Annotated in this window: 19 protein-coding genes; 15 read left to right on the top strand and 4 right to left on the bottom strand. The window is 43.9% G+C overall.

Annotated elements, in window-relative coordinates; genetic code table 11:
- The coding region (locus RT084_RS08200) for a YfaP family protein (RefSeq protein WP_409418443.1) at positions 1-643 on the top strand (643 nt) is incomplete at its 5' end.
- 88 nt (positions 644-731) lie between these two features.
- Here the strand turns inward: RT084_RS08200 and RT084_RS08195 are convergent.
- Both RT084_RS08195 and RT084_RS08190 read right to left on the bottom strand, forming a co-directional pair.
- A complete protein-coding gene (locus RT084_RS08195; RefSeq protein WP_312385990.1) occupies positions 732-1883 on the bottom strand; it encodes a PilT/PilU family type 4a pilus ATPase in 1152 nt (383 codons plus the stop codon).
- A gap of 49 nt (positions 1884-1932) precedes the next feature.
- Positions 1933-2982: a type IV pilus twitching motility protein PilT gene (locus RT084_RS08190; RefSeq protein ID WP_219299044.1), complete on the bottom strand. Its 1050-nt coding sequence runs from the start codon at positions 2980-2982 to the stop codon at positions 1933-1935.
- Positions 2983-3235: 253 nt separating this feature from the next.
- Here RT084_RS08190 and RT084_RS08185 point away from each other — a divergent pair, with 253 nt between their 5' ends.
- From RT084_RS08185 to RT084_RS08175, 3 genes are all read left to right on the top strand, one after another.
- Positions 3236-3961, top strand: a complete 726-nt coding sequence (locus RT084_RS08185) for a YggS family pyridoxal phosphate-dependent enzyme (protein WP_312385989.1) — start codon at positions 3236-3238, stop codon at positions 3959-3961.
- A gap of 425 nt (positions 3962-4386) precedes the next feature.
- The gene (locus RT084_RS08180) at positions 4387-4911 is read left to right on the top strand and encodes a C40 family peptidase (RefSeq protein WP_096489252.1); all 525 of its coding nucleotides are present in this window, start codon (positions 4387-4389) and stop codon (positions 4909-4911) included.
- Between the two features lie 335 nt (positions 4912-5246).
- Complete coding sequence (locus RT084_RS08175) at positions 5247-6596, top strand: GGDEF domain-containing protein (RefSeq protein ID WP_312385988.1); 1350 nt, start codon at positions 5247-5249, stop codon at positions 6594-6596.
- A 34-nt stretch (positions 6597-6630) separates the two neighbouring features.
- Here RT084_RS08175 and truD read toward each other — a convergent pair whose 3' ends face one another.
- On the bottom strand, positions 6631-7719 hold the full coding sequence (gene truD / locus RT084_RS08170) for a tRNA pseudouridine(13) synthase TruD (protein ID WP_312385986.1): 1089 nt from the start codon (positions 7717-7719) through the stop codon (positions 6631-6633).
- 304 nt (positions 7720-8023) lie between these two features.
- Between truD and RT084_RS08165 the strand changes: the two genes are divergently transcribed.
- The 3 genes from RT084_RS08165 (at position 8024) to RT084_RS08155 (ending at position 10492) form a co-directional block, all read left to right on the top strand.
- Positions 8024-8608 (top strand): GNAT family N-acetyltransferase, encoded by a 585-nt coding sequence (locus RT084_RS08165; protein ID WP_312385984.1) that lies wholly within the window; start codon positions 8024-8026, stop codon positions 8606-8608.
- A gap of 136 nt (positions 8609-8744) precedes the next feature.
- Complete coding sequence (locus RT084_RS08160; RefSeq protein ID WP_227522648.1) at positions 8745-9272, top strand: META domain-containing protein; 528 nt, start codon at positions 8745-8747, stop codon at positions 9270-9272.
- 116 nt (positions 9273-9388) lie between these two features.
- Positions 9389-10492 (top strand): RNA-guided endonuclease InsQ/TnpB family protein, encoded by a 1104-nt coding sequence (locus RT084_RS08155; protein WP_095355910.1) that lies wholly within the window; start codon positions 9389-9391, stop codon positions 10490-10492.
- Positions 10493-10569: 77 nt separating this feature from the next.
- Here RT084_RS08155 and RT084_RS08150 read toward each other — a convergent pair whose 3' ends face one another.
- Positions 10570-11865 (bottom strand): glutamate-5-semialdehyde dehydrogenase, encoded by a 1296-nt coding sequence (locus RT084_RS08150; RefSeq protein ID WP_409418442.1) that lies wholly within the window; start codon positions 11863-11865, stop codon positions 10570-10572.
- A 231-nt stretch (positions 11866-12096) separates the two neighbouring features.
- Between RT084_RS08150 and RT084_RS08145 the strand changes: the two genes are divergently transcribed.
- The 8 genes from RT084_RS08145 to tsaD all read left to right on the top strand — a co-directional run bounded on the left by RT084_RS08145 (position 12097) and on the right by tsaD (position 19263).
- Positions 12097-12891, top strand: a complete 795-nt coding sequence (locus RT084_RS08145; protein ID WP_282849930.1) for an ABC transporter ATP-binding protein — start codon at positions 12097-12099, stop codon at positions 12889-12891.
- Between the two features lie 255 nt (positions 12892-13146).
- Positions 13147-13953, top strand: a complete 807-nt coding sequence (locus RT084_RS08140) for a transporter substrate-binding domain-containing protein (protein WP_239742979.1) — start codon at positions 13147-13149, stop codon at positions 13951-13953.
- A gap of 76 nt (positions 13954-14029) precedes the next feature.
- Positions 14030-14836: an ABC transporter substrate-binding protein gene (locus tag RT084_RS08135; RefSeq protein ID WP_138018610.1), complete on the top strand. Its 807-nt coding sequence runs from the start codon at positions 14030-14032 to the stop codon at positions 14834-14836.
- 90 nt (positions 14837-14926) lie between these two features.
- The gene (locus RT084_RS08130) at positions 14927-15847 is read left to right on the top strand and encodes a transporter substrate-binding domain-containing protein (RefSeq protein ID WP_312385983.1); all 921 of its coding nucleotides are present in this window, start codon (positions 14927-14929) and stop codon (positions 15845-15847) included.
- Between the two features lie 229 nt (positions 15848-16076).
- On the top strand, positions 16077-16796 hold the full coding sequence (locus RT084_RS08125; RefSeq protein WP_007117180.1) for an ABC transporter permease: 720 nt from the start codon (positions 16077-16079) through the stop codon (positions 16794-16796).
- An 11-nt stretch (positions 16797-16807) separates the two neighbouring features.
- Complete coding sequence (locus tag RT084_RS08120; RefSeq protein WP_007117179.1) at positions 16808-17533, top strand: ABC transporter permease; 726 nt, start codon at positions 16808-16810, stop codon at positions 17531-17533.
- A 57-nt stretch (positions 17534-17590) separates the two neighbouring features.
- Positions 17591-18151 carry a hypothetical protein gene (locus tag RT084_RS08115; protein WP_282841318.1) on the top strand — a complete coding sequence of 187 codons (561 nt, stop codon included), beginning with the start codon at positions 17591-17593 and terminating at the stop codon, positions 18149-18151.
- 50 nt (positions 18152-18201) lie between these two features.
- A complete protein-coding gene (tsaD, locus tag RT084_RS08110; RefSeq protein WP_138018613.1) occupies positions 18202-19263 on the top strand; it encodes a tRNA (adenosine(37)-N6)-threonylcarbamoyltransferase complex transferase subunit TsaD in 1062 nt (353 codons plus the stop codon).
- Positions 19264-19280 lie beyond the last annotated feature (17 nt).

The raw sequence follows: 19280 nt of genomic DNA, 5'->3' as shown, positions 1-19280 counted from the left end.
AAGTCGCTCACTGCTCGTCATTGGGCAGTGCTTTAATTATTGGGTTTGGTATAATCTGTATGTGTTGGCACAAAGTGGTAACAAAACTTCAAATGCCCAAAAAATCGTGACGACTGCGAGTGCGCAAACTATGTCACAATGTCTTATCGTAAGTTCACAAAACAATTCACTGACCATGCGATTGACTTGGGGTCAATATCCAGAAGATGTCGATTCGCACTTGATCACACCAAATGGTTCGCACATTTATTACATCAATGATGGCAGCTTAACAAGTGAGCCTTTTGCCAATCTTGATGTAGATGACACTACAAGCTTTGGTCCTGAAGTGGTGACTGTCCGTCGCCTGCAAGTAGGTACTTATCGTTATGGATTGCATAATTATTCAAGCACGTTAATCCCGACTAACATGAAGCAATCACCTGTACGGGTTGAATTAGAAGGTGCTAAGTTACAAAAACGTATTATTTATCCAACGCTTGCTGATAGTAACAATCTATTTTGGTACGGATTTGACCTAGTCGTTGACGCGCAATGTAACGTGACCTATAAGCCAATAGATCAATGGTTAGCAAATGATGATAATTTTACTGCACTGAGCCCACAGTATAACTCAAATCCTCAATATTGTACGGCACCTTAATTTAGATCTTTAATGCCATAAAAAAAGGCTCAATATGAGCCTTTTTTGTGTTACATAGTTACTATGATTATTGGACGATAGCCTGTTGTTAGAACATTCCGTTTTCATTTGCTGCGCTATTATCGTCACATTGCAGGGAGAAATTTAGTTCATTTTCATCAATTTTATTGGCTGATTTACTTTCCAGCTTAATAAGTAGGCGTAAATCATTGGGTGAGTCAGCGTGTTTGATGGCATCGCGGTAAGTGATTTCGCCATTTTCATACAAATCAAACAACGCTTGGTCAAAGGTTTGCATACCGAGTTCACGAGAGCGTTTCATCACGGGCTTAATTTCGTGGATTTCCCCTTTACGGATGTAATCACCAATCAGTTGCGAATTGAGCAAAATTTCAATCGCAGGGCGGCGACCTTTGCCATCAGGGGTAGCAATCAATTGCTGCGCCACAATGGCTCGAAGGTTCAATGATAAATCCATCAAAATCTGCTCGTGATGTTTTGCTTCAAAGAAGTGAATAATACGCTCAAGCGCTTGGTTGGCATTGGTGGCGTGTAGGGTGGCAAACACCAAGTGTCCTGTTTCAGCATATTGAATGGCATAATCCATGGTTTCGCGGGTACGAATCTCGCCAATCAAAATCACATCAGGTGCTTGACGTAGGGCGTTTTTTAATCCTGCTTCAAATGACTTGGTATCAATGCCAACTTCGCGTTGGGTGATGATACAGCCTTTATGTTCATGCAGGTATTCAATCGGGTCTTCGATAGTAATGATATGACCGCGCGAATTCTCGTTGCGATACCCCATCATAGCTGCCAGTGTGGTAGATTTACCTGTACCTGTCGCGCCGACTAGTAGCACGATGCCGCGTTTTTTCATGGCAATTTCATTCAAAATCGGTGGTAGATTGAGTTGCTCTACCGTTGGGATTTTGGTTTCAATTTTACGTAGCACCATGCCCGCACAGTCTTTTTGGACAAAGGCAGAAACACGAAAGCGTGCGGTTTGGTTTTTGTCAACAATGGCAAACTGGCATTCTAGGGTGTCGTCAAACTCTTTGCTTTGAGCAGGCGTCATCACGCTTTTGACCAGCGTCATTGATTGCTCGGGGGTCAGCGCTGACTTGGTGACTGGCGCGATAGTACCATTGACTTTCATTGATATGGGCGCATCGGCGGTGATAAAAAGGTCGGAGCCGTTTTTTTGTATCATTAGCTGCAGTAATTTATCAAGATCCATAACGCGTCTCTCGCATTGGTTTTATAAGATTGTTTCTATCAAACAGTTATCACATAAAATTTTCAGGTTGTTTGGCATATTGGCGCGCCGATTCTTTGCTAATCACGCCCTTATTGACCAACTCGCGAAGGCTTTGATCGAGTGTGGTCATACCATCGCCTGCACTGGTTTGGATGGCAGAGTACATTTGGGCGACTTTGTTTTCACGAATCAAGTTACGAATCGCAGGCGTACCAATCATAATTTCATGTGCGGCGACACGCCCACCCGTTTGGCGTTTGAGTAGCGACTGCGAGATAACCGCTTGCAGCGACTCAGATAACATCGCTCGAATCATGTCTTTTTCGGCGGCGGGGAACACGTCGACCACACGGTCAATGGTTTTGGCAGCAGATGAGGTATGCAATGTCCCAAATACCAAGTGTCCTGTTTCAGCAGCCGTCAATGCCAAGCGGATGGTCTCAAGGTCACGCATCTCACCGACAAGAATAACATCAGGGTCTTCACGTAAGGCAGAGCGCAGCGCGGCGTCAAAGCTTAAAGTATCACGGTGGACTTCACGTTGGTTGATGAGGGATTTTTTTGATTGATGCACAAATTCAATCGGGTCTTCGATGGTTAAGATATGTTCTTTACGGGTTTCATTGATATAGTTAATCATCGCCGCAAGAGTTGTTGACTTACCCGAACCTGTTGGACCTGTGACCAGTACCACGCCGCGTTTGTAGTTAGAGATTTTCTCAAAAATCGGTCCCATACCAAGCTGTTCCATCGTCAAGACCTCAGATGGAATGGTACGAAATACCGCACCTGCGCCCCGGTTTTGGTTAAAGGCATTGACACGAAAGCGCGCCACATTGGGGATTTCAAACGAAAAATCGGTTTCAAAAAACTCTTCATAATCGGCACGTTGTTTGTCGTTCATGATGTCATAAATCAAACTATGCACTTTTTGGTGATCGAGCGGTGGCATGTTGATTTTGGTAATTTCACCATCTACCCGAATCATCGGCGGTAAGCCTGCTGAAATGTGTAAGTCAGAGGCTTTATTTTTGAATGCAAAACGCAACAAATCGTCAATCGATAATTCCTTTGCCATGATAGCGAATCCTACAGGTGGGTAATGAAAATACAAAAGCAGCAATAGAAAAAAGCTGCGGGAAAAAAAGATAGTTATACTATAATCATCCGTCCACAAAAAAAACAGAAAAAACTGACTAGGCATCATAGTTTTTTGTTGATTTTAGCTTATGTTAAACTCAATTGGAAAATTGGGCACACAAGTGCAAAAAAAACGTTACCTTAACCCGGTAGCCATCAAGCCAGTCCACTATCAACAGGAAAAGTTAACCATGCAAACATTCGACGCACAGCAGCCATTGGCGACAAGCGCAACAGATGCTGAAAACCAAGCCTTGATAGCGCGTTGGCAACAGGTGAAAACTGACGTTGCTAGGCTCAATCCAACTGTCAAACTGCTTGCGGTATCCAAAACCAAACCCAACTGGATGATTCGCACCTTAGCGCAGCAAGGTCAGCAAGATTTTGGTGAAAACTATGTGCAAGAAGCGGTGACAAAAATCGCAGCACTCAAAGACGTTACTGCCAACGAGCAGCCATTGGTGTGGCATTATATCGGTCATATCCAGCGTAACAAGACCAAAGAGTTGGCGGCGCATTTTGATTGGGTGCATGGGGTCGATCGCTTAATTATTGCCCAGCGTCTCAATGGGCAAAGGGGTGAACACCTTCCGCCACTCAATATCTGTATCGAAGTCAATATTGACGATGAAGCCAGTAAATCAGGCTGCCAGCCAAACCAGTTACCCGAATTGGTGACAGAGATTAGCCAATTACCCAACTTGCAATTACGCGGACTGATGATTATCCCTGCCAAAAATTCAGCCGCTGCCTTTGTCAAAACCCAGCAATTATTTGAGCAAAACAAGCGCTATCATGCGCATCCTGAGCAGTGGGATACTTTGTCAATGGGCATGAGCGGCGATATTGAACAAGCCATTGCCGCGGGCGCTACCATCGTTCGTATTGGCACCGCCATTTTTGGGGCGAGAGATTAGTGCGAATGATGGGGTAAAAAGACAGCAATTTAACGATTTTTATCATTTTTTACTCAACAATGAAGCAGGGTCTGTTACATATTGACCCTGCTTTTTTTACATTACACCAAAATAAATACAGAGTAATAGGCGTTGATTTAACCCAATGTTGTGTTAAATCAACGATTTTCTTACCGAATTATTGCTGTATACTTTCTATAGGCTTTCTGTAAGCAAATTAGCTTACATTGTAATATTTTTTAACATTTTCTGGATAAAAGATATCTACATTCGAAAAACTTTATTGGTATGATGGCGTTGTTTTACAGAATGTAACCAGTACAATAGTTATGTAATTTTTATCCGTATATCAACTTTTTAGCTTCTAGCAATCAATTTTGATATAGCCCATATACGGATAAAAGTTCTGAACGGATTAAAGCCCTATGAACTTTCTTCAAAAAACTTTATTAACCGCTCTACCTTGTGTCTTGTTAAGCGTAGCCCCAACCGCTGCCAATGCCGACAATGGTATCACAGAATATTTCGGTAGCTTTAACTCAAGCGTTTCTCAAAATCCAGAAGGTGGCTCAAAAGTAGATAGCCTCATTGCAAAAGCCAAAAACTTTATCGGCTTACCTTACCGTTGGGGTGGCACCAGCCCAGCCAGTGGTTTTGATTGTAGCGGCTTTATGCAATATGTTTATAAACAAACCGCCAACATCAATCTGCCACGCACCTCAGGCAGCATGGCGCAAGTTGGTGAACGTATTAACCGTAGTGAGTTAAAACCAGGCGATATGGTGTTTTTCTCTCAAGGTGGTGGTCGTATCTCTCATGTGGGCATGTACATCGGTGAAGGTCGTTTTATTCATTCACCATCAACCGGCAAAAGTATTTCTATTACAAGTTTAGATTCTGGCTATTGGGCAAACAAATTCGTGACAGCGCGCCGTGTATTGGACGCTTGAGTGTAATCAAGAACGTTACTATTAAAAAATATTGTTGAAAAAACCAATAAAGTTAAAACTCTGTAAAATGTTGATCAAGGTAAGCTTAGGCTTGCCTTTTTTATTTGGTCGAGGAAATTTTGATAAAAATAGATAAGTCAAGCCTCATTAAAAAAAATTAAACATTTACCCATTGGTTATTAATAAAGTATTAGAATGAAGCAACAATACCTTATATAATCTTTAGGGTAAGTTAAATGCAAACGACTAAAACTAATCAATGACTGACATCGCTGTTGATTTGTTTAATGCGTAACGCCCTTTTTTAATAGATTTATTGATTTTGCAATAATCCTATGACCCAAACCGCCTTGCCAAGCTTTAAAGAACAATTGCAACAAACGCTAAAATTTTTTAGCTTTAAACCTTCGGTATATATCAATTCGCCAAGAGTCAACGATACCAATAAATTCATGCTGTTTATTATATTGGCGTTGGTTGAGACATTTTTTCATTTAATTTGGTATGCGACAGTTCTTGTCATCACATCGCCCCTAGATATCTTTCCTTTTGCTCAGACGTTCAATCAAATTTTTAATCGCGGCTTGATGATAAATATCACCTATTTGGGACTGGCGATGGTGTTGTTTTGCGGGTATTCACTATGGGTCATCACTCGCATTCCTGAACAGTCAAGACTTTGGCGAGAGTACCAAATCTTTTTTGTAATCATCTATTTGATTTATGAAAATCTTTTTATTGTCTGGATTGGCAACAACAGTGCGCTTGAAGGTGTAATGCTGATTAGTTCCACCGGTCTTGGGATGGTGCTATTAAGATGGCGACTGGTCTGGGTGTCGTTTGTCAGTTGTATTGTTGCGTTATTTATTTTTAATATGAGTAATAGCATGAATTGGTGGCAATTGCTGCCTAGGTTGTATCCAAGTTTAGCAGCGCGTAGTCATTGGCTTTGGGGATTGTCTTTTAGCTTTTTGGTAACCGCCAAGGCAACAGTCACGCTGTATTGTATTTTACAGGGCATGAAAGTCATGAACTTTCAGCGCCGCAAGATTTATGATTTGCTAGAAGCTGATGCGCTCACCAATATTGCCAATCGGCGTACCATTTATAGTTTTTTGAGTTATTTATGGCAACGTAAAAGCGATTGGAATACGCTTAGTGTGATTTATATTGATTTGGACAAATTTAAACATATCAATGATAAATATGGTCATGATGCGGGTGATGCGACGTTGATTTGTACCGCGAATACCTTAAAAAACTTCTTACCGACAGGGACGATGTTTGGACGCGTGGGTGGGGAAGAATTTTGCATCATCTTGCCTAATATGGGGATTGAGCAAGCCTACGATATGGCAGAGCAGCTGCGCCAGGCTTTTGAAAAGCAAGTGGTGAGATATGGCATCTTTGATACAGAAATTCAATTTACCGCAAGCTTAGGTATATCCAGCCTTTATCAAAATCATGGGAGAGATAGCGAGCGTGCGATTGATAATCGCAGTTTTATCGAATATATGCGCGAGTATATGCATAGTTTACCAACCATGCCTGCACTGCCACCTGCCCTTGAGCGCATTATCAAATTCTCCGATTTGGCAATGCAGCAAGCCAAAGCCAATGGTCGCAACTGTGTGGTCAAAGGTCAATGTTATTTATTGATGACGCCAATCAATCAGCATTCATAACTTAGCCTTTATAACCCAGCCTTTAACTGGGCTTTCATGACGTAGTCGTGAGTAGCGAGCTTGCAACAAGCGTATCAATCATCGTCGTTGCAAAACTGCCTGCCGGTAATTCAAAATCTAACACCAATGTCTCACCGTCTTGCCAAACCCATTGTAAGTTACTGGGCAGCATACGCAGGGAGCGGCGCTGCTGCTTTAAACCAAACTCAATCAGACCTTGACTTAGCTGCTGATAAATGGGATTGTCAGTGATGACTGATAGTTCTAATGCGTTAACCTTACCACTGCTTTTTAACTCACCCGCGCCCCACATGGGTGCAGTCAAATGGATATCGCCACTTTGTAGCCTTGATATTATAGTCTCATCTATATGCTGTGCCACAAAAATACTGTTTGAACCCGCCAAATTCATCACATCACCATCAAGCGGTTGGTTCCAGATGCCCAACGCGATACGTTTTGCCAAGATGGCATTGAATAATTCACTACGCGCTGCCGACAGATACAGACTGATTTTATCTTGGTCAAATTTGCGATGAATTTTTTTACCCCTAATTGTATGATGGGTAAATAGTTCGATAGCGGCATCAATATTATTGGCATCTTGCCCAAAGCGCTGCTCGCCAAAATAATTGGGAACGCCTTGGGTTTTGATGGTCGCAAGTTGTTGCTCGATGGCAGCTTTCTCGCCCACTACGTTGCGTAGGGTGATGATAAACTGATTGGCCTCATGAGTACCGCGACCCAGTTTTTTATGATGCCAATGCTGTGCCAGTATTTCTAGGGTTTCATCGCTAGCTAATTTGGTCTGGACAAATTGCTGAAAGTTTTGTTCAGGGGTAATTTTTTCTGGCAAGCGAAGACTAAACCATTGCGTCGTCAGCGCATGACGATCTTTGAGACCCGAATATCCCACATCCTTGAGTGGGATGCCTGCCCATTGTGACAGCAACTTTGCCACAAAATTGGTATTCATTCGGGTCTTTTGAATATGAAGCCAAAGATGTTCGCCTGTATGGCTGCATTCAATGCCTAGTTTTTCATGGACAATAAAATCAGTGGGTTGTTGTTTATAAATAGCGGACTCAATCGCAGGGGTATAGGGTGAAGGCAGTTTTGGCATGCTAGGGTTACTTGTAAAAGGTTTATTTTAACAAACGGATGATTGATAAACCATCTCGATTACAGCAGCGCTTAATTATAGCCATGCTTTATTGTCTTATGCTAATAGGTTAAAAATATGAAGGCAACAACAATGACGTCAAATACGGCTTGAATGCCAAAGTAATAGACAATAAAGTAGTGCTTGCTAAGTTAGGTATGTTGGTTAATTTAGGTGCATTGGGTGGCAAAATCGGTCAGCTGACTTGGCAAAATTTTTAACGCATCCTATGTTTAGCGAATGTGAGTATAAAAAGAGAAAAAACATGAAAGACCCTGATAGCGATATCGATAAAAACGCCGTGCAATTACGCGTTGCCAGGCAACCAGACGTCGAAAATTTGGTAACTTTGCTCAATCGCTGTTACCGCTCAGATGAAGGCTGGACCAATGAAGCGGCTTTAATTGGTGGGATTCGTACCACTGCCGAGGAAATGACAGCCTTGATAGACAACCCCAACGTTTATCTATTCGTGTTTGAAAATCCGCACGATAGCGATGATTTGCTCGGGTGTATTTCTGTGGATTTCTCACCCATTAACCATCAGCCAGCGGCGTATATTGGCACTTTTGCGGTTCATCCTGCTGTGCAAGGTAGAGGCATTGGCGATACGATGTTGTCTGCGGTAGAAACGTTTGCTATCAGACACGCCCACGCCAAAAACTTAACCCATTTACCTTTAACCCATTTGTCCATGTCGATTTTAAGTCATCGACCAGAGCTGTTAAGTTATTATCAGCGCCGCGGTTATCTACTGACAGGGGAGAGGATGGCATTTCCTAGAGACGGCAACAATGGCGACCCCAAACGCGATGAGGTATTTTTAGAGTTTTTGCAAAAACCCATTTAAGCAAATGAAGCGTCCGTCAAATCTAGTAATACAATCGAATAACAATAATCGTCATGCTGAGCAATAAAGTTTTAAGGGTATTTTATATAATGGTTGCAATAATTTTTTACACAATAATTTTAAACAAAAGGAAATCATGATGAAAAGATGTGCCAAAATCTACTCACTAGCGCTAAGTTGCTTGATAGCAGGAACGCTGGCAATGACAGGCTGTCAAACCATAGCGGATAGTAAGTTAGGGATCGTGAACCCGACCCAAGCGGTCACCTTACCGTTAGCCGATGCCACGTTGCAAAATTATCGCTGGCAATTGGTCTCGGTGACTGATTTGTCGGGTAAACCCACTAAACCTGAATTATTTAACCAAGCCAAGCCGCTATTGGTCAGCTTTGATAAAGGTCGTGTCAGCTTTGACAATACCTGTAATCGCATGTGGGGCAATTATAGCCTGACCCATGACAATGTATTGATAAAAAATATCGTTTCCACGCGCATGATGTGTCTGCCAGAATCGCGCATGGCATTTGATGCCGCTGCGCCATCCACACTACAAGGGCAATTTAAACTGACCCAAGATAGCAAAGGCGAACTGATGTTGACGGTGACGGATAAGAGCCAAATCAGTCTATTTAAAGCGATTGCCAATAAAGCGATTGCCAAATAATGGTTTTTATCCTCCGTTGCCGTAAAACCACCGACCTCAGGCAATGGATATAAGGCAACTTAAGCAACTATGCTTACACGCTATAATACTTGCATAAATTTTGCTAAAATAACCCCATGAAAACACTCAAGCTACGCATACGAGATAAACATACAGCAAAGCTTAATAAGTTAAGCGGTTCAGTCAATTTCGTATGGAACTACGTCAATGACTTGAGTTACAAACATCTACAAAAAACAGGCAAATTCTTTTCAGCTTATGATTTGAACGAATACACCAAAGGTAGCGGTGAATTACTGGGCTTGCACTCTCAAACCATTCAAGCCATCAATGAAACCCATGCTAAAAGCCGTAAGCAATTCAAAAAGGCTAAACTCAACTGGCGAACCAATAACCCCAATGCCAAGCGTAAATCGCTTGGCTGGCTACCGTTTAAACAATCGGCTATTAAGCATATTGCCACTCACCAAACAGGCAAAAAGGGCTTAAAATCAACCCTGCAACTAAGTCTAGCCAAAGGGCAGAAACTCATCATCGACCTATGGGACAGCTACAACCTATCGCTTTACCAAATCAACACCTGCGAGATTGTGCAAGACAGCCGTAACCGTTGGTATGCGTGTATCATCGTTAAAGACTACCCTAAAACCACTTGTGGAACTGGTAGTGTAGGCATAGATTTAGGTTTAAAAGACAGTGCCACTACCTCAAGCGGTGACAAACTCACCATTAAGCAAACGTTAAAATATGCCAAAGATTTAGCCACCGCCCAACGTGCCAAAAACAAACAGCATGTAAAGGCAATCCATGCCAAAATCAAAAACACACGCCAAGACCTGATACATAAATTCACCACCCAATTAGTCAAGGACAATGCCCTAATCGTGGTTGGTGACGTTAAAACCACCCAGTTTAACAGTAAAAAAGGCAAACTAGCCAAGTCGGTTTACGATGCAGGTTGGTTTGAACTCAAAAGGCAACTGACCTATAAATGCGAGAACGCAGGTTGCCGTTTTGAAATCGTGAATGAACGATACACTACCCAAACTTGCTCGTGCTGTGGCGATATGTCCAGTAGCTTGAGCGGTAGAGCAGGTTTGCGAATAAGAGAATGGACTTGTGTAAAGTGTGACACACGGCATGATAGAGATATTAATGCCAGTAAGAACATTCTTGCGGTCGGGCTTGACCGTCTGGGAGCAGGAATCCCCTCACTTTAGGGAGGGGAGGAAGTCAATACCAATAATTAAAGTGGGTTTGTGAAAACAATTCATTTGATTACCAAAAGTTTTAGCTGTCACTGTCTGATTTCCCCATGCCCAAACACAATCCATTTTTGCGATGTTAAACCTTCAAGACCCACAGGGCCGCGCGCATGGATTTTATCGGTAGAGATACCAATCTCTGCGCCCAAACCATATTCAAATCCATCGGCAAAGCGGGTCGATGCATTGACCATCACGCTACTAGAGTCAACTTCACGCATGAATTTTAACGATTTTGAGTAGTTTTCGGTAATAATCGCATCGGTATGGTGTGAGCCATGGGCATTGATATGGGCAATGGCTTCATCGATATCGGCGACTACTTTAATCGCCAAAATCGGTGCCAAATATTCGGTATCCCAATCTGCTTCACTCGCCGCTGACAAATGAGCGGTTAATTCAGCGGTATCGCTCAAGATGGCTAAGGTTTTTGGACAGCCGCGTAATTGCATGGCACTGTCTGCAGCGACAATGGCGCTGGCGATTGGCGGCAAGGCTTGCGCAGCGATTTGGCTATCAATCAGCAGCGTTTCCATAGTATTACAAGTGCCGTAGCGGTGAGTTTTGGCATTGACGCAAATAGCGGTTGCCATAGTCAGGTTTGCATCGCGATCGACAAAGGTATGGCAGTTACCATCTAGATGCTTGATGACAGGGACGCGCGCTTCATTACTGATACGCTCAATTAGGCTTTTACCACCCCGCGGCACAATCACATCGACATAGCGATTCATGGTGATAAGTTCCCCCACTGCCGCACGGTCGGTGGTTTCGACCACTTGCACTGCCGCCTCTGGCAAACCAACCGCTTGTAAACCTTGTTTGACACACGCAGCCAATGCTTGGTTAGAATAAAACGCTTCTGAACCCCCACGTAAGATAATCGCATTGCCAGATTTTAATGCCAAAGACGCAGCTTCAATGGTCACATTGGGGCGAGATTCATAAATCATCCCGACCACACCCAGCGGCACGCGCATTTTACCTAGCTGAATACCCGATGGACGAAAGGTCATATCCGTGACCTCGCCAATCGGGTCAGGTAGCATGGCGACATCTTTTAGCCCCTGTAACATGCCTTCAAAACGCGCATCGGTGAGCGCTAATCGGTCAAGTAGTGCGTCATCCAGTCCTTTTTGTTGACCGTTTTGCATATCGGTGGCATTGGCCGCCAACACCTGTGATTTGGCTTGTTGCAGGGCGTCATAGATAGCGAGTAGGGCGCTATTTTTGAGCGCGGTGTCTGCTTTTGCCAAAATCGCTGAAGCAGCGCGCGCTTGCTGTCCCACGGTTTGCATATAATGTTTGGTATCAGTCATGGTTTGCATAGTCAGTCCCTAATATAATTATCGCTTCATCATAACAACTTCAATCCAAAAATGGAATTTAGAAAGTTTTGACAGATAAAAATTAATGGTTATGACTTAATCTAAAAACCAGTGCTAAAGACCGGCGCCATGAAATAAAGTTAAATAAGAGAAAAAGTTGCGTTTTAGTAGCGTTTTAAGCGAAAATAGACAGTTTTTTTTCACCTATCGTCAAATTTTGGATTGAATATCATGTCAGATGCTATGCCAAACTTACAGCGTCCTGTAGCCTTGCAACTTAACAATATCCACAAAAACTTTGGATCGCTTGAAGTACTAAAAGGTGTATCGTTGACCGCTTATGATGGCGATGTCATCTCAATTCTTGGCTCGAGCGGCTCGGGCAAATCCACCTTGCTACGCTGTATAAATTTGCTTGAAAACCCCTCGCAAGGGGAGGTTTTCTTGGGCAGTGAAGCATTGGTATTAAGACCGAATAAATCTGGGGATTTGGTTGCCGCCAACCAGCGTCAGCTTGAGCAGTTTCGCTCAAAAATGGGTTTTGTGTTCCAAAACTTTAACCTATGGCCACACCGGACTATTTTGCAAAACATCATTGAAGGGCCGACCCAAGTCCTAAAAGTCGCCAAAGACCAAGCCATCAGTGAAGCTGAAGTGCTACTAAAACGCGTAGGACTACTAGATAAGAAAGACGCTTACCCAGAAAACTTATCGGGTGGACAACGCCAGCGTATTGCCATCGCTCGTGCGCTAGCGATGAAGCCCCAAGTATTGCTATTTGATGAGCCAACCTCTGCGCTCGACCCAGAATTGGTCAATGAAGTATTAGCGGTGATGAAATCGCTTGCTGAAGAAGGTCGCACCATGCTGATTGTCACCCATGAAATGCGTTTTGCGCGCGATGTATCAAGCCAAGTGGTGTTCTTGCATGAGGGACGTATCGAAGAAATAGGCACACCCGAGCAGGTATTTGACAATCCGCAATCAGCGCGGGTGAAAGACTTTATGGCAAGCCATCAAAAATAATCCAATCAACCTATCAGCCGTCAATTGCCATGCGATTGGCGGTTTTGTAATTTTAGGCATCAGAAAAAATTTATTTGATTTAATTGTTGCTGCATACGTTTTTCACTTGCAAAAATGTTAATTTATGTTAATTTTAACTAAATTGTAAACTCGCATTTATTTTAGTCGCATTGATTTTAAATATTGAAATCGCTGAAAGCGAAACCTGATATTAAATCGCTTTTTACTCAAAAATTTCATTTGTAAGGAACATCCATGCAATCAACCTTGAATTCAACCTACTCAAAACTCGCCTTGGCAACGGTATGTGCAGTTAGCATGGGATTAACCGCCTGTCAAAAACCTGCTGAAAAAACAGAAGGTGCAGCCGCCAGCCAACCCGCTGCCAGTGCCAGCACAGGCAAAAAAATTCGTATTGCCACTGAAGGCGCCTACAAACCATTTAACTATACCAATGCCGATGGCACGTTAGGTGGTTATGACGTGGATGTTGCCAAAGCCTTGTGTGCCCAAGCGAAACTCGACTGCGAAATCGTAGCGCAAGATTGGGACGGTATTTTGCCAGGCTTGATGGCGAGAAAATACGACGCGGTTGCCGCGGGTATGTCAATTACCCCAGAGCGTTCAGCGCAAGTGGATTTCACCACGCCTTATTTTAAAAACACCATGGTTTGGGTCGCTGCCAAAGGTGGCAAATTCAACCCACAAGCGATTTCAGGGCTAAAAATTGGCGGTCAACGCTCAACCACCATGGCGCAGTACCTTCAAGATAAACTGAGCAAAACCAACGAAATCAAATTGTATGACAACTATGACAACGCCTACATTGACCTAAAATCAGGTCGTATCGATTCAGTGCTGTCTGAAAAAGTAACCGCTAGCGAATGGCTAAAACAAAACAGCAACTACCAACTCGTAGGCAGTGAGATGGATAATGGTGACAACATCGCAATGGCCATTCGTAAAGGCGATCCACTAAAAGCAGAATTTGATAAAGCCTTAGATGCACTACAAAGTAATGGCGAGTTGGCAAAATTACAAAAGCAACATTTTGGTAATTAATTGACGTTGTATCGATCGTTTTAAAATTTACACAATAGATGTGGGTGACCCTCAAATTTTGACAAAAGGTGTTGTTATGAAACAGTTATCGGTTTTGGGTGTATCGTCGTTAGCCATTTTGATGGGGGTAACTGCCTGTCAAAAACCTGCGGAAAAACCGGCAGACACGGCAGCAGCAAGTAACGCTACCACGGCAGCAAACGCAGATATGCCACAGATTCGTATCGCTACCGAATCAAGCTTTGTCCCCTTTAGTTATAAAGATGCCAATGGCAAATTAATCGGCTTTGAGATTGATTTGGCAGATGCGTTATGTAGTGAAGCCAAACTAAAATGTGAAGTGATTTCCCAAGATTGGGATGGACTGATTCCAGGACTACAAGCACAAAAATACCATGCCATCATGGCGGGGATGTCAGACACCGCAGAGCGTCGCCAAGTGGTGGCATTTAGCGACCCATACTTTACCAATAACCTCGTTGTGATTGGCAAAAAAGGGGTAGACAAAGGTGCTGATGACCTAGCAGGCAAATCAGTGGGTGCGCAGCGTTCAACGACCGCAGCTGAGTACTTAGCCAAAAACTTCCCAAAAGCCACCCCAAAACTGTATGACACCCAAGATAATGCCTATCTTGACCTAGAATCGGGTCGTACGGATTTGATGATTTCTGACAGTGCCCCAGCCTTATCATGGTTAAAAACCGCCAAAGGTCAAAGCTTTGAAGTCAAAGGTCAACCGATTAATATTGATGACAAAATTGCCATTGCCCTTCGTCAAAATGATCCATTGATTGGCAAATTCAACACCGCACTGGCGGCGCTAAAAGCCAATGGTACTTACGATAAAATCAGCCAAAAATATTTTGCAGATTTGCCGAAATAAGCCGTTAAATAACTGATTAAGTGTTCGTTTTCTTACAACTCACAAGTAAAATTTTGTCATGTGTTAGACGTTAAAAATTAGGAGTATCAGGTGAAAGCAAATATTTCATTATTGGGTAGCTTGGCAGTGGCAGGTCTAGCGCTAGTGGGTTGTCAAAAACCTGCAGAAAAAACGGCGGCAACAACGGGTAGCACAGCCGCTTCTACAACGGCCAGTAGCAGCACTGAGACATCGAGCAGTATGGCAGGCAAAACCATTCGCATCGCCACCGAAGGCACCTATAAACCCTTTAGCATCACCAAAGCGGATGGCAGTTTGACAGGTTTTGATGTGGATTTTATTCGGGCCTTATGTGCAGAAATGAAAGCCAACTGTGAAATCAAGCCACAAGATTGGGATGGTTTATTACCAGGCTTGATGGCAAAAAAATATGACGTGGTAATTGATGCCATGTCTATCACCCCAGAGCGTCAAGCGCAGGTCGATTTTACCGACCCCTATTTTACCAATACATTGGTATTTTTGACCAAACAAGGTAGTCCTATCAATCCGGATGACCCTGCCCAAATTGACAGCCATACAGTTGCGGCGCAGCGTTCAACGCTATCGACCCAGTGGATGGAAAAAAATCACCCAAAAGCCCAGCTAAACCTGTATGAAGGTTTGGACAATGCTTTTATGGACTTGGCAGCAGGGCGTTCGGATCTGATGATTTCGGATAAAGCCCCGGCCGCTTATTGGCTGACCACGCCAGAAGGTAAAGGGTTTGAAATCAAAGGTAAAGAGATTGATGTTAATGACAAAATGGGTATCATCGTCCGTAAAGGCGACCCACTGCGTTTAGAATTTAACAAAGCGATTGCCACGTTAAAATCAAATGGCACGTATGACAAAATCTATAACCAATATTTTGGTAATGCAACCACTACAACGGCGGCGGCAAGCAACGTGGCCGTTACGGTCTCTAGCAGTACAACGACCACGACGACTGTGGCAAGTACGAGCAAGTAACTCAACCAAGCGCTTGGGTTCAGTCAAAAACTGGGTGAAAAGTCACTCAGTTTTTTGTTTTTTTGATGGTTTTTGATAGGGCAATCACGTAAAATTGCACCCTGCAAAAAACAAAGCAAAAGGTTATATCCATTATCACCTTTTGTCTATGTGACGGTAAAACTGCGTTTTAAGCATTTTTTGGGTAATAGGTCAGCAAACAGAGTTAAAAAGACAGGGTATCAATATTGTGTTAGATCTACAAGGTTTTGGGCAGCTATTATTAAGCGGCGCTTGGGTCACCATCAAACTGGCATTGACTAGTTTGGTCATTGGGCTGATTTTGGGATTATTGGGTGCGACCGCTAAGATGTCACGATTTAAAGTGCTCAACGCCATCGCCACCGCTTACACCACGATTATCCGTGGTATTCCAGAACTGCTGTCAGTCATGTTTATTTACTTTGGCGGCTCGATGTTGATGGGTCTTATTCTATCGCAATTTGGCAATACGGGATACGTGGATGTCAGTCCGTTCTGGGCGGGGGTTACAGCGCTGTCTGTGGCATTTGGTGCGTATGCGACCGAAACTTTTCGTATGGCATTTCAAGAGATTCCAAAAGGTCAAGCTGAAGCAGCGCAAGCGATTGGCATGAAAAAATTTCAAATCCTTTGGCGAGTGACGTTGCCACAAGTGTGGCGTATTGCACTGCCAGGACTGGGTAATTTGTTTTTGGTACTGCTCAAAGATACTGCGTTGGTTTCTGTGGTCGGGCTTGAAGATATCATGCGCCACGCCAAAACGGCAGCGACTTCCACGCAAAGCCCGTTTACTTTTTATATGGCAGCAGCCTTGTTGTACTTGAGTCTGACCGTCATCATCACCGGTGTGATTATGTGGCTAGAATGGGTCAATAACCCAGCAGAGCGTTATGCAAAACGCCTGCAAAAAATCGGCATGGCAAAATAGGGGATTCATCAATGAACTGGAATTGGCAAATTATTATTGATAGTATCCCAAAACTGCTGCAAGGCAGTATTATCACCATTGAGCTTGTGGTGTTGTCGGGTTTATTGGGGTTTATGTTGGCAGTGCCGCTAGCACTGGCTAGGCTGTCGAAAAAACCTTGGGTGCAGGCATTGCCGTTTGCGTATATTTTCTTTTTTCGGGGTACGCCGCTACTGGTGCAAATCTTTTTGATTTATTATGGCTTGTCACAATTTAAATGGGTGACCGAGTCTGTGCTGTGGAAATCGGGTGTGTTAGCGAGTCCATTTTGGTGCGCTATCATCGCTTTTACCCTCAATACGGCAGCTTATACCGCAGAAATCATCCGCGGTGCTATCAAGTCCATCCCCAAAGGCGAGAATGAAGCTGCCGATGCCATTGGCATGTCGTATAGCCAAAAATTGCGCCGAATTATTTTTCCTCGCGCCTTTGGCATCATGCTACCTGCGTATGGCAATGAAGTGATTTTTATGCTCAAAGGCAGTGCGCTGGCATCGACCATCACTTTGATGGATATCACCGGTGTGGCAACGACGATTATGTCAAAAACTTATACTGTTTTTGAATTGTTCTTTGCCTCAGGTATCATTTATTTGTTATTGTCTTGGCTATTGATTGGGATGTTTCGATTGGCAGAAAAACGCATCAATCGTCATCTTTCTTATCAGCCCGTCAGTAATGGGGGCGTTACTGCCTAAGCTGGGCTAAGCTAGGCTAAGCTAGACAAAGAGTTTGGATATATTGGAGGCGTGCCAATGAAACAAGCAGTTATGATATCAAGTTTGCTGATAGGTGGGGTGTTACTCTCGGCTTGTCAACCTGCCAGTGATAACAAGCCACAGCAAAACAGCACAGCAAGTGCCACAGTAGCTAGTATTCAGAGTCCACATCACGTTGCCAGTGTAGCTGCTGCCAGTACCGTATCCCCCCAAGCCGCCCAAAACGGTGCGCCCAAACAAATCAACTGGGCATTGGTGGATTCGGGCGTTAAGCCAGTCGATAAGGCTAGCTTTAAATATCCCTTTGCGCTCGATAGTGAGCCTGTCAAAGCCTATGCCGAGATGTATCATGTGGATAATGAAACCTCCCGCTACAACTTAACGGTGGGTATGGCAGTCAATGAAGTCTTATCCAAAGTGCTCGACCAGCTGGGGACTGCCTATGTGTCACATGAACTCACAGCCGGCAAGAACAGCGCGTTTGTCATCCATACCACCCAGCAAATTGCCCCGAGTCAATACACTTATGTCTTTGCCGAGCCCTTTGCCAAAGGGTTAACCATTCCTGTCAAAATTATCAATGATGGCAAAAAATAACTAACTTGCCATCGGTATATTGACGTTTATTTATCGTTTAAGGAAATACCATGCGTGTGCTAGGACTGGAAACATCCTGCGATGAAACGGGATTAGCCATTTTTGATAGTGACCAACGTCACCAACCCAATCAAGGTTTGGTCGGGCAAGTGCTATATAGTCAAATCGCGCTACATGCGACATATGGTGGGGTAGTCCCTGAACTTGCAAGCCGCGATCACATCCGTAAATTAGTGCCCTTGTTGCAGCAACTGCTTGATGACTGCCAACTCAAAAAAACCGATATCGATGCCATTGCCTTTACCAAAGGTCCTGGACTGGTGGGCGCGTTGATGACAGGGGCATTGTTTGGGCGCAGTTTGGCGATGGCGCTTGATATTCCTGCGATTGGTGTACATCACATGGAAGGACATTTACTCGCGCCGCTATTAGGCGCCAATCCGCCCGATTTTCCGTTTGTCGCGTTGCTCGTGTCGGGTGGACATACTATGTTAGTGGCGGTCAAAGGCATCGGGCAATATGAAATATTAGGTGAATCTATTGACGATGCCGCAGGTGAGTGCTTTGATAAAGCCGCTAAAATGCTAGAGTTACCTTATCCTGGTGGACCTAATATTGCCCGCTTGGCGCAAACAGGCAATCCGTTAGCCTATGAATTACCGCGCCCGATGTTGGGCAAAGGATTGGATTTTTCTTTTAGTGGTATGAAAACCGCCGTGCATAATTTGATTAAAGACCATCCAACCGATAGCCATAATCCTGAGCATGCCCAGACGCGCGCCGATATTGCGGCAAGTTTTCAATATGCGATGGTCGATACGTTGGTGAAAAAATGCGTTAAAGCCTTGCAGCAAACAGGCATGAGACGCTTAGTAATCGCAGGCGGGGTGAGTGCCAATCAACAACTACGAGAATCGCTAGCTGAGGCATTAGCCAAAATCAACGCCACCGTGCATTATGCACCGCCTGCCCTGTGTACTGACAATGGCGCCATGATTGCCTTCGCCGGGTGGCAGCGCTTGAACGCCGGCCAACACGATGAGCTAGCGGTTAGCTGCTTGCCGCGTTGGGACATGACAATGCTGCCTGCTGTCAATCCAGCTAACCCATAACCATCTACAAGGATTTA

It is taken from the genome of Moraxella sp. CTOTU48717 (assembly GCF_032057165.1).
Lineage (GTDB): Bacteria > Pseudomonadota > Gammaproteobacteria > Pseudomonadales > Moraxellaceae > Faucicola > Faucicola tetraodonis.
The sequence above is the reverse complement of the archived record's forward strand: the minus strand, read 5'-3'. Positions and strand labels throughout refer to the sequence as shown.

Bases quoted from the DNA above. Each gene is read 5' to 3' on its own strand.
- RT084_RS08195 (WP_312385990.1), bottom strand. From the start codon at position 1,883: ATGGATCTTGATAAATTACTGCAGCTAATGATACAAAAAAACGGCTCC.
- RT084_RS08190 (WP_219299044.1), bottom strand. From the start codon at position 2,982: ATGGCAAAGGAATTATCGATTGACGATTTGTTGCGTTTTGCATTCAAA.
- RT084_RS08185 (WP_312385989.1), top strand. From the start codon at position 3,236: ATGCAAACATTCGACGCACAGCAGCCATTGGCGACAAGCGCAACAGAT.
- RT084_RS08180 (WP_096489252.1), top strand. From the start codon at position 4,387: ATGAACTTTCTTCAAAAAACTTTATTAACCGCTCTACCTTGTGTCTTG.
- RT084_RS08175 (WP_312385988.1), top strand. From the start codon at position 5,247: ATGACCCAAACCGCCTTGCCAAGCTTTAAAGAACAATTGCAACAAACG.
- truD (WP_312385986.1), bottom strand. From the start codon at position 7,719: ATGCCAAAACTGCCTTCACCCTATACCCCTGCGATTGAGTCCGCTATT.
- RT084_RS08165 (WP_312385984.1), top strand. From the start codon at position 8,024: ATGAAAGACCCTGATAGCGATATCGATAAAAACGCCGTGCAATTACGC.
- RT084_RS08160 (WP_227522648.1), top strand. From the start codon at position 8,745: ATGATGAAAAGATGTGCCAAAATCTACTCACTAGCGCTAAGTTGCTTG.
- RT084_RS08155 (WP_095355910.1), top strand. From the start codon at position 9,389: ATGAAAACACTCAAGCTACGCATACGAGATAAACATACAGCAAAGCTT.
- RT084_RS08150 (WP_409418442.1), bottom strand. From the start codon at position 11,865: ATGCAAACCATGACTGATACCAAACATTATATGCAAACCGTGGGACAG.
- RT084_RS08145 (WP_282849930.1), top strand. From the start codon at position 12,097: ATGTCAGATGCTATGCCAAACTTACAGCGTCCTGTAGCCTTGCAACTT.
- RT084_RS08140 (WP_239742979.1), top strand. From the start codon at position 13,147: ATGCAATCAACCTTGAATTCAACCTACTCAAAACTCGCCTTGGCAACG.
- RT084_RS08135 (WP_138018610.1), top strand. From the start codon at position 14,030: ATGAAACAGTTATCGGTTTTGGGTGTATCGTCGTTAGCCATTTTGATG.
- RT084_RS08120 (WP_007117179.1), top strand. From the start codon at position 16,808: ATGAACTGGAATTGGCAAATTATTATTGATAGTATCCCAAAACTGCTG.
- RT084_RS08115 (WP_282841318.1), top strand. From the start codon at position 17,591: ATGAAACAAGCAGTTATGATATCAAGTTTGCTGATAGGTGGGGTGTTA.
- tsaD (WP_138018613.1), top strand. From the start codon at position 18,202: ATGCGTGTGCTAGGACTGGAAACATCCTGCGATGAAACGGGATTAGCC.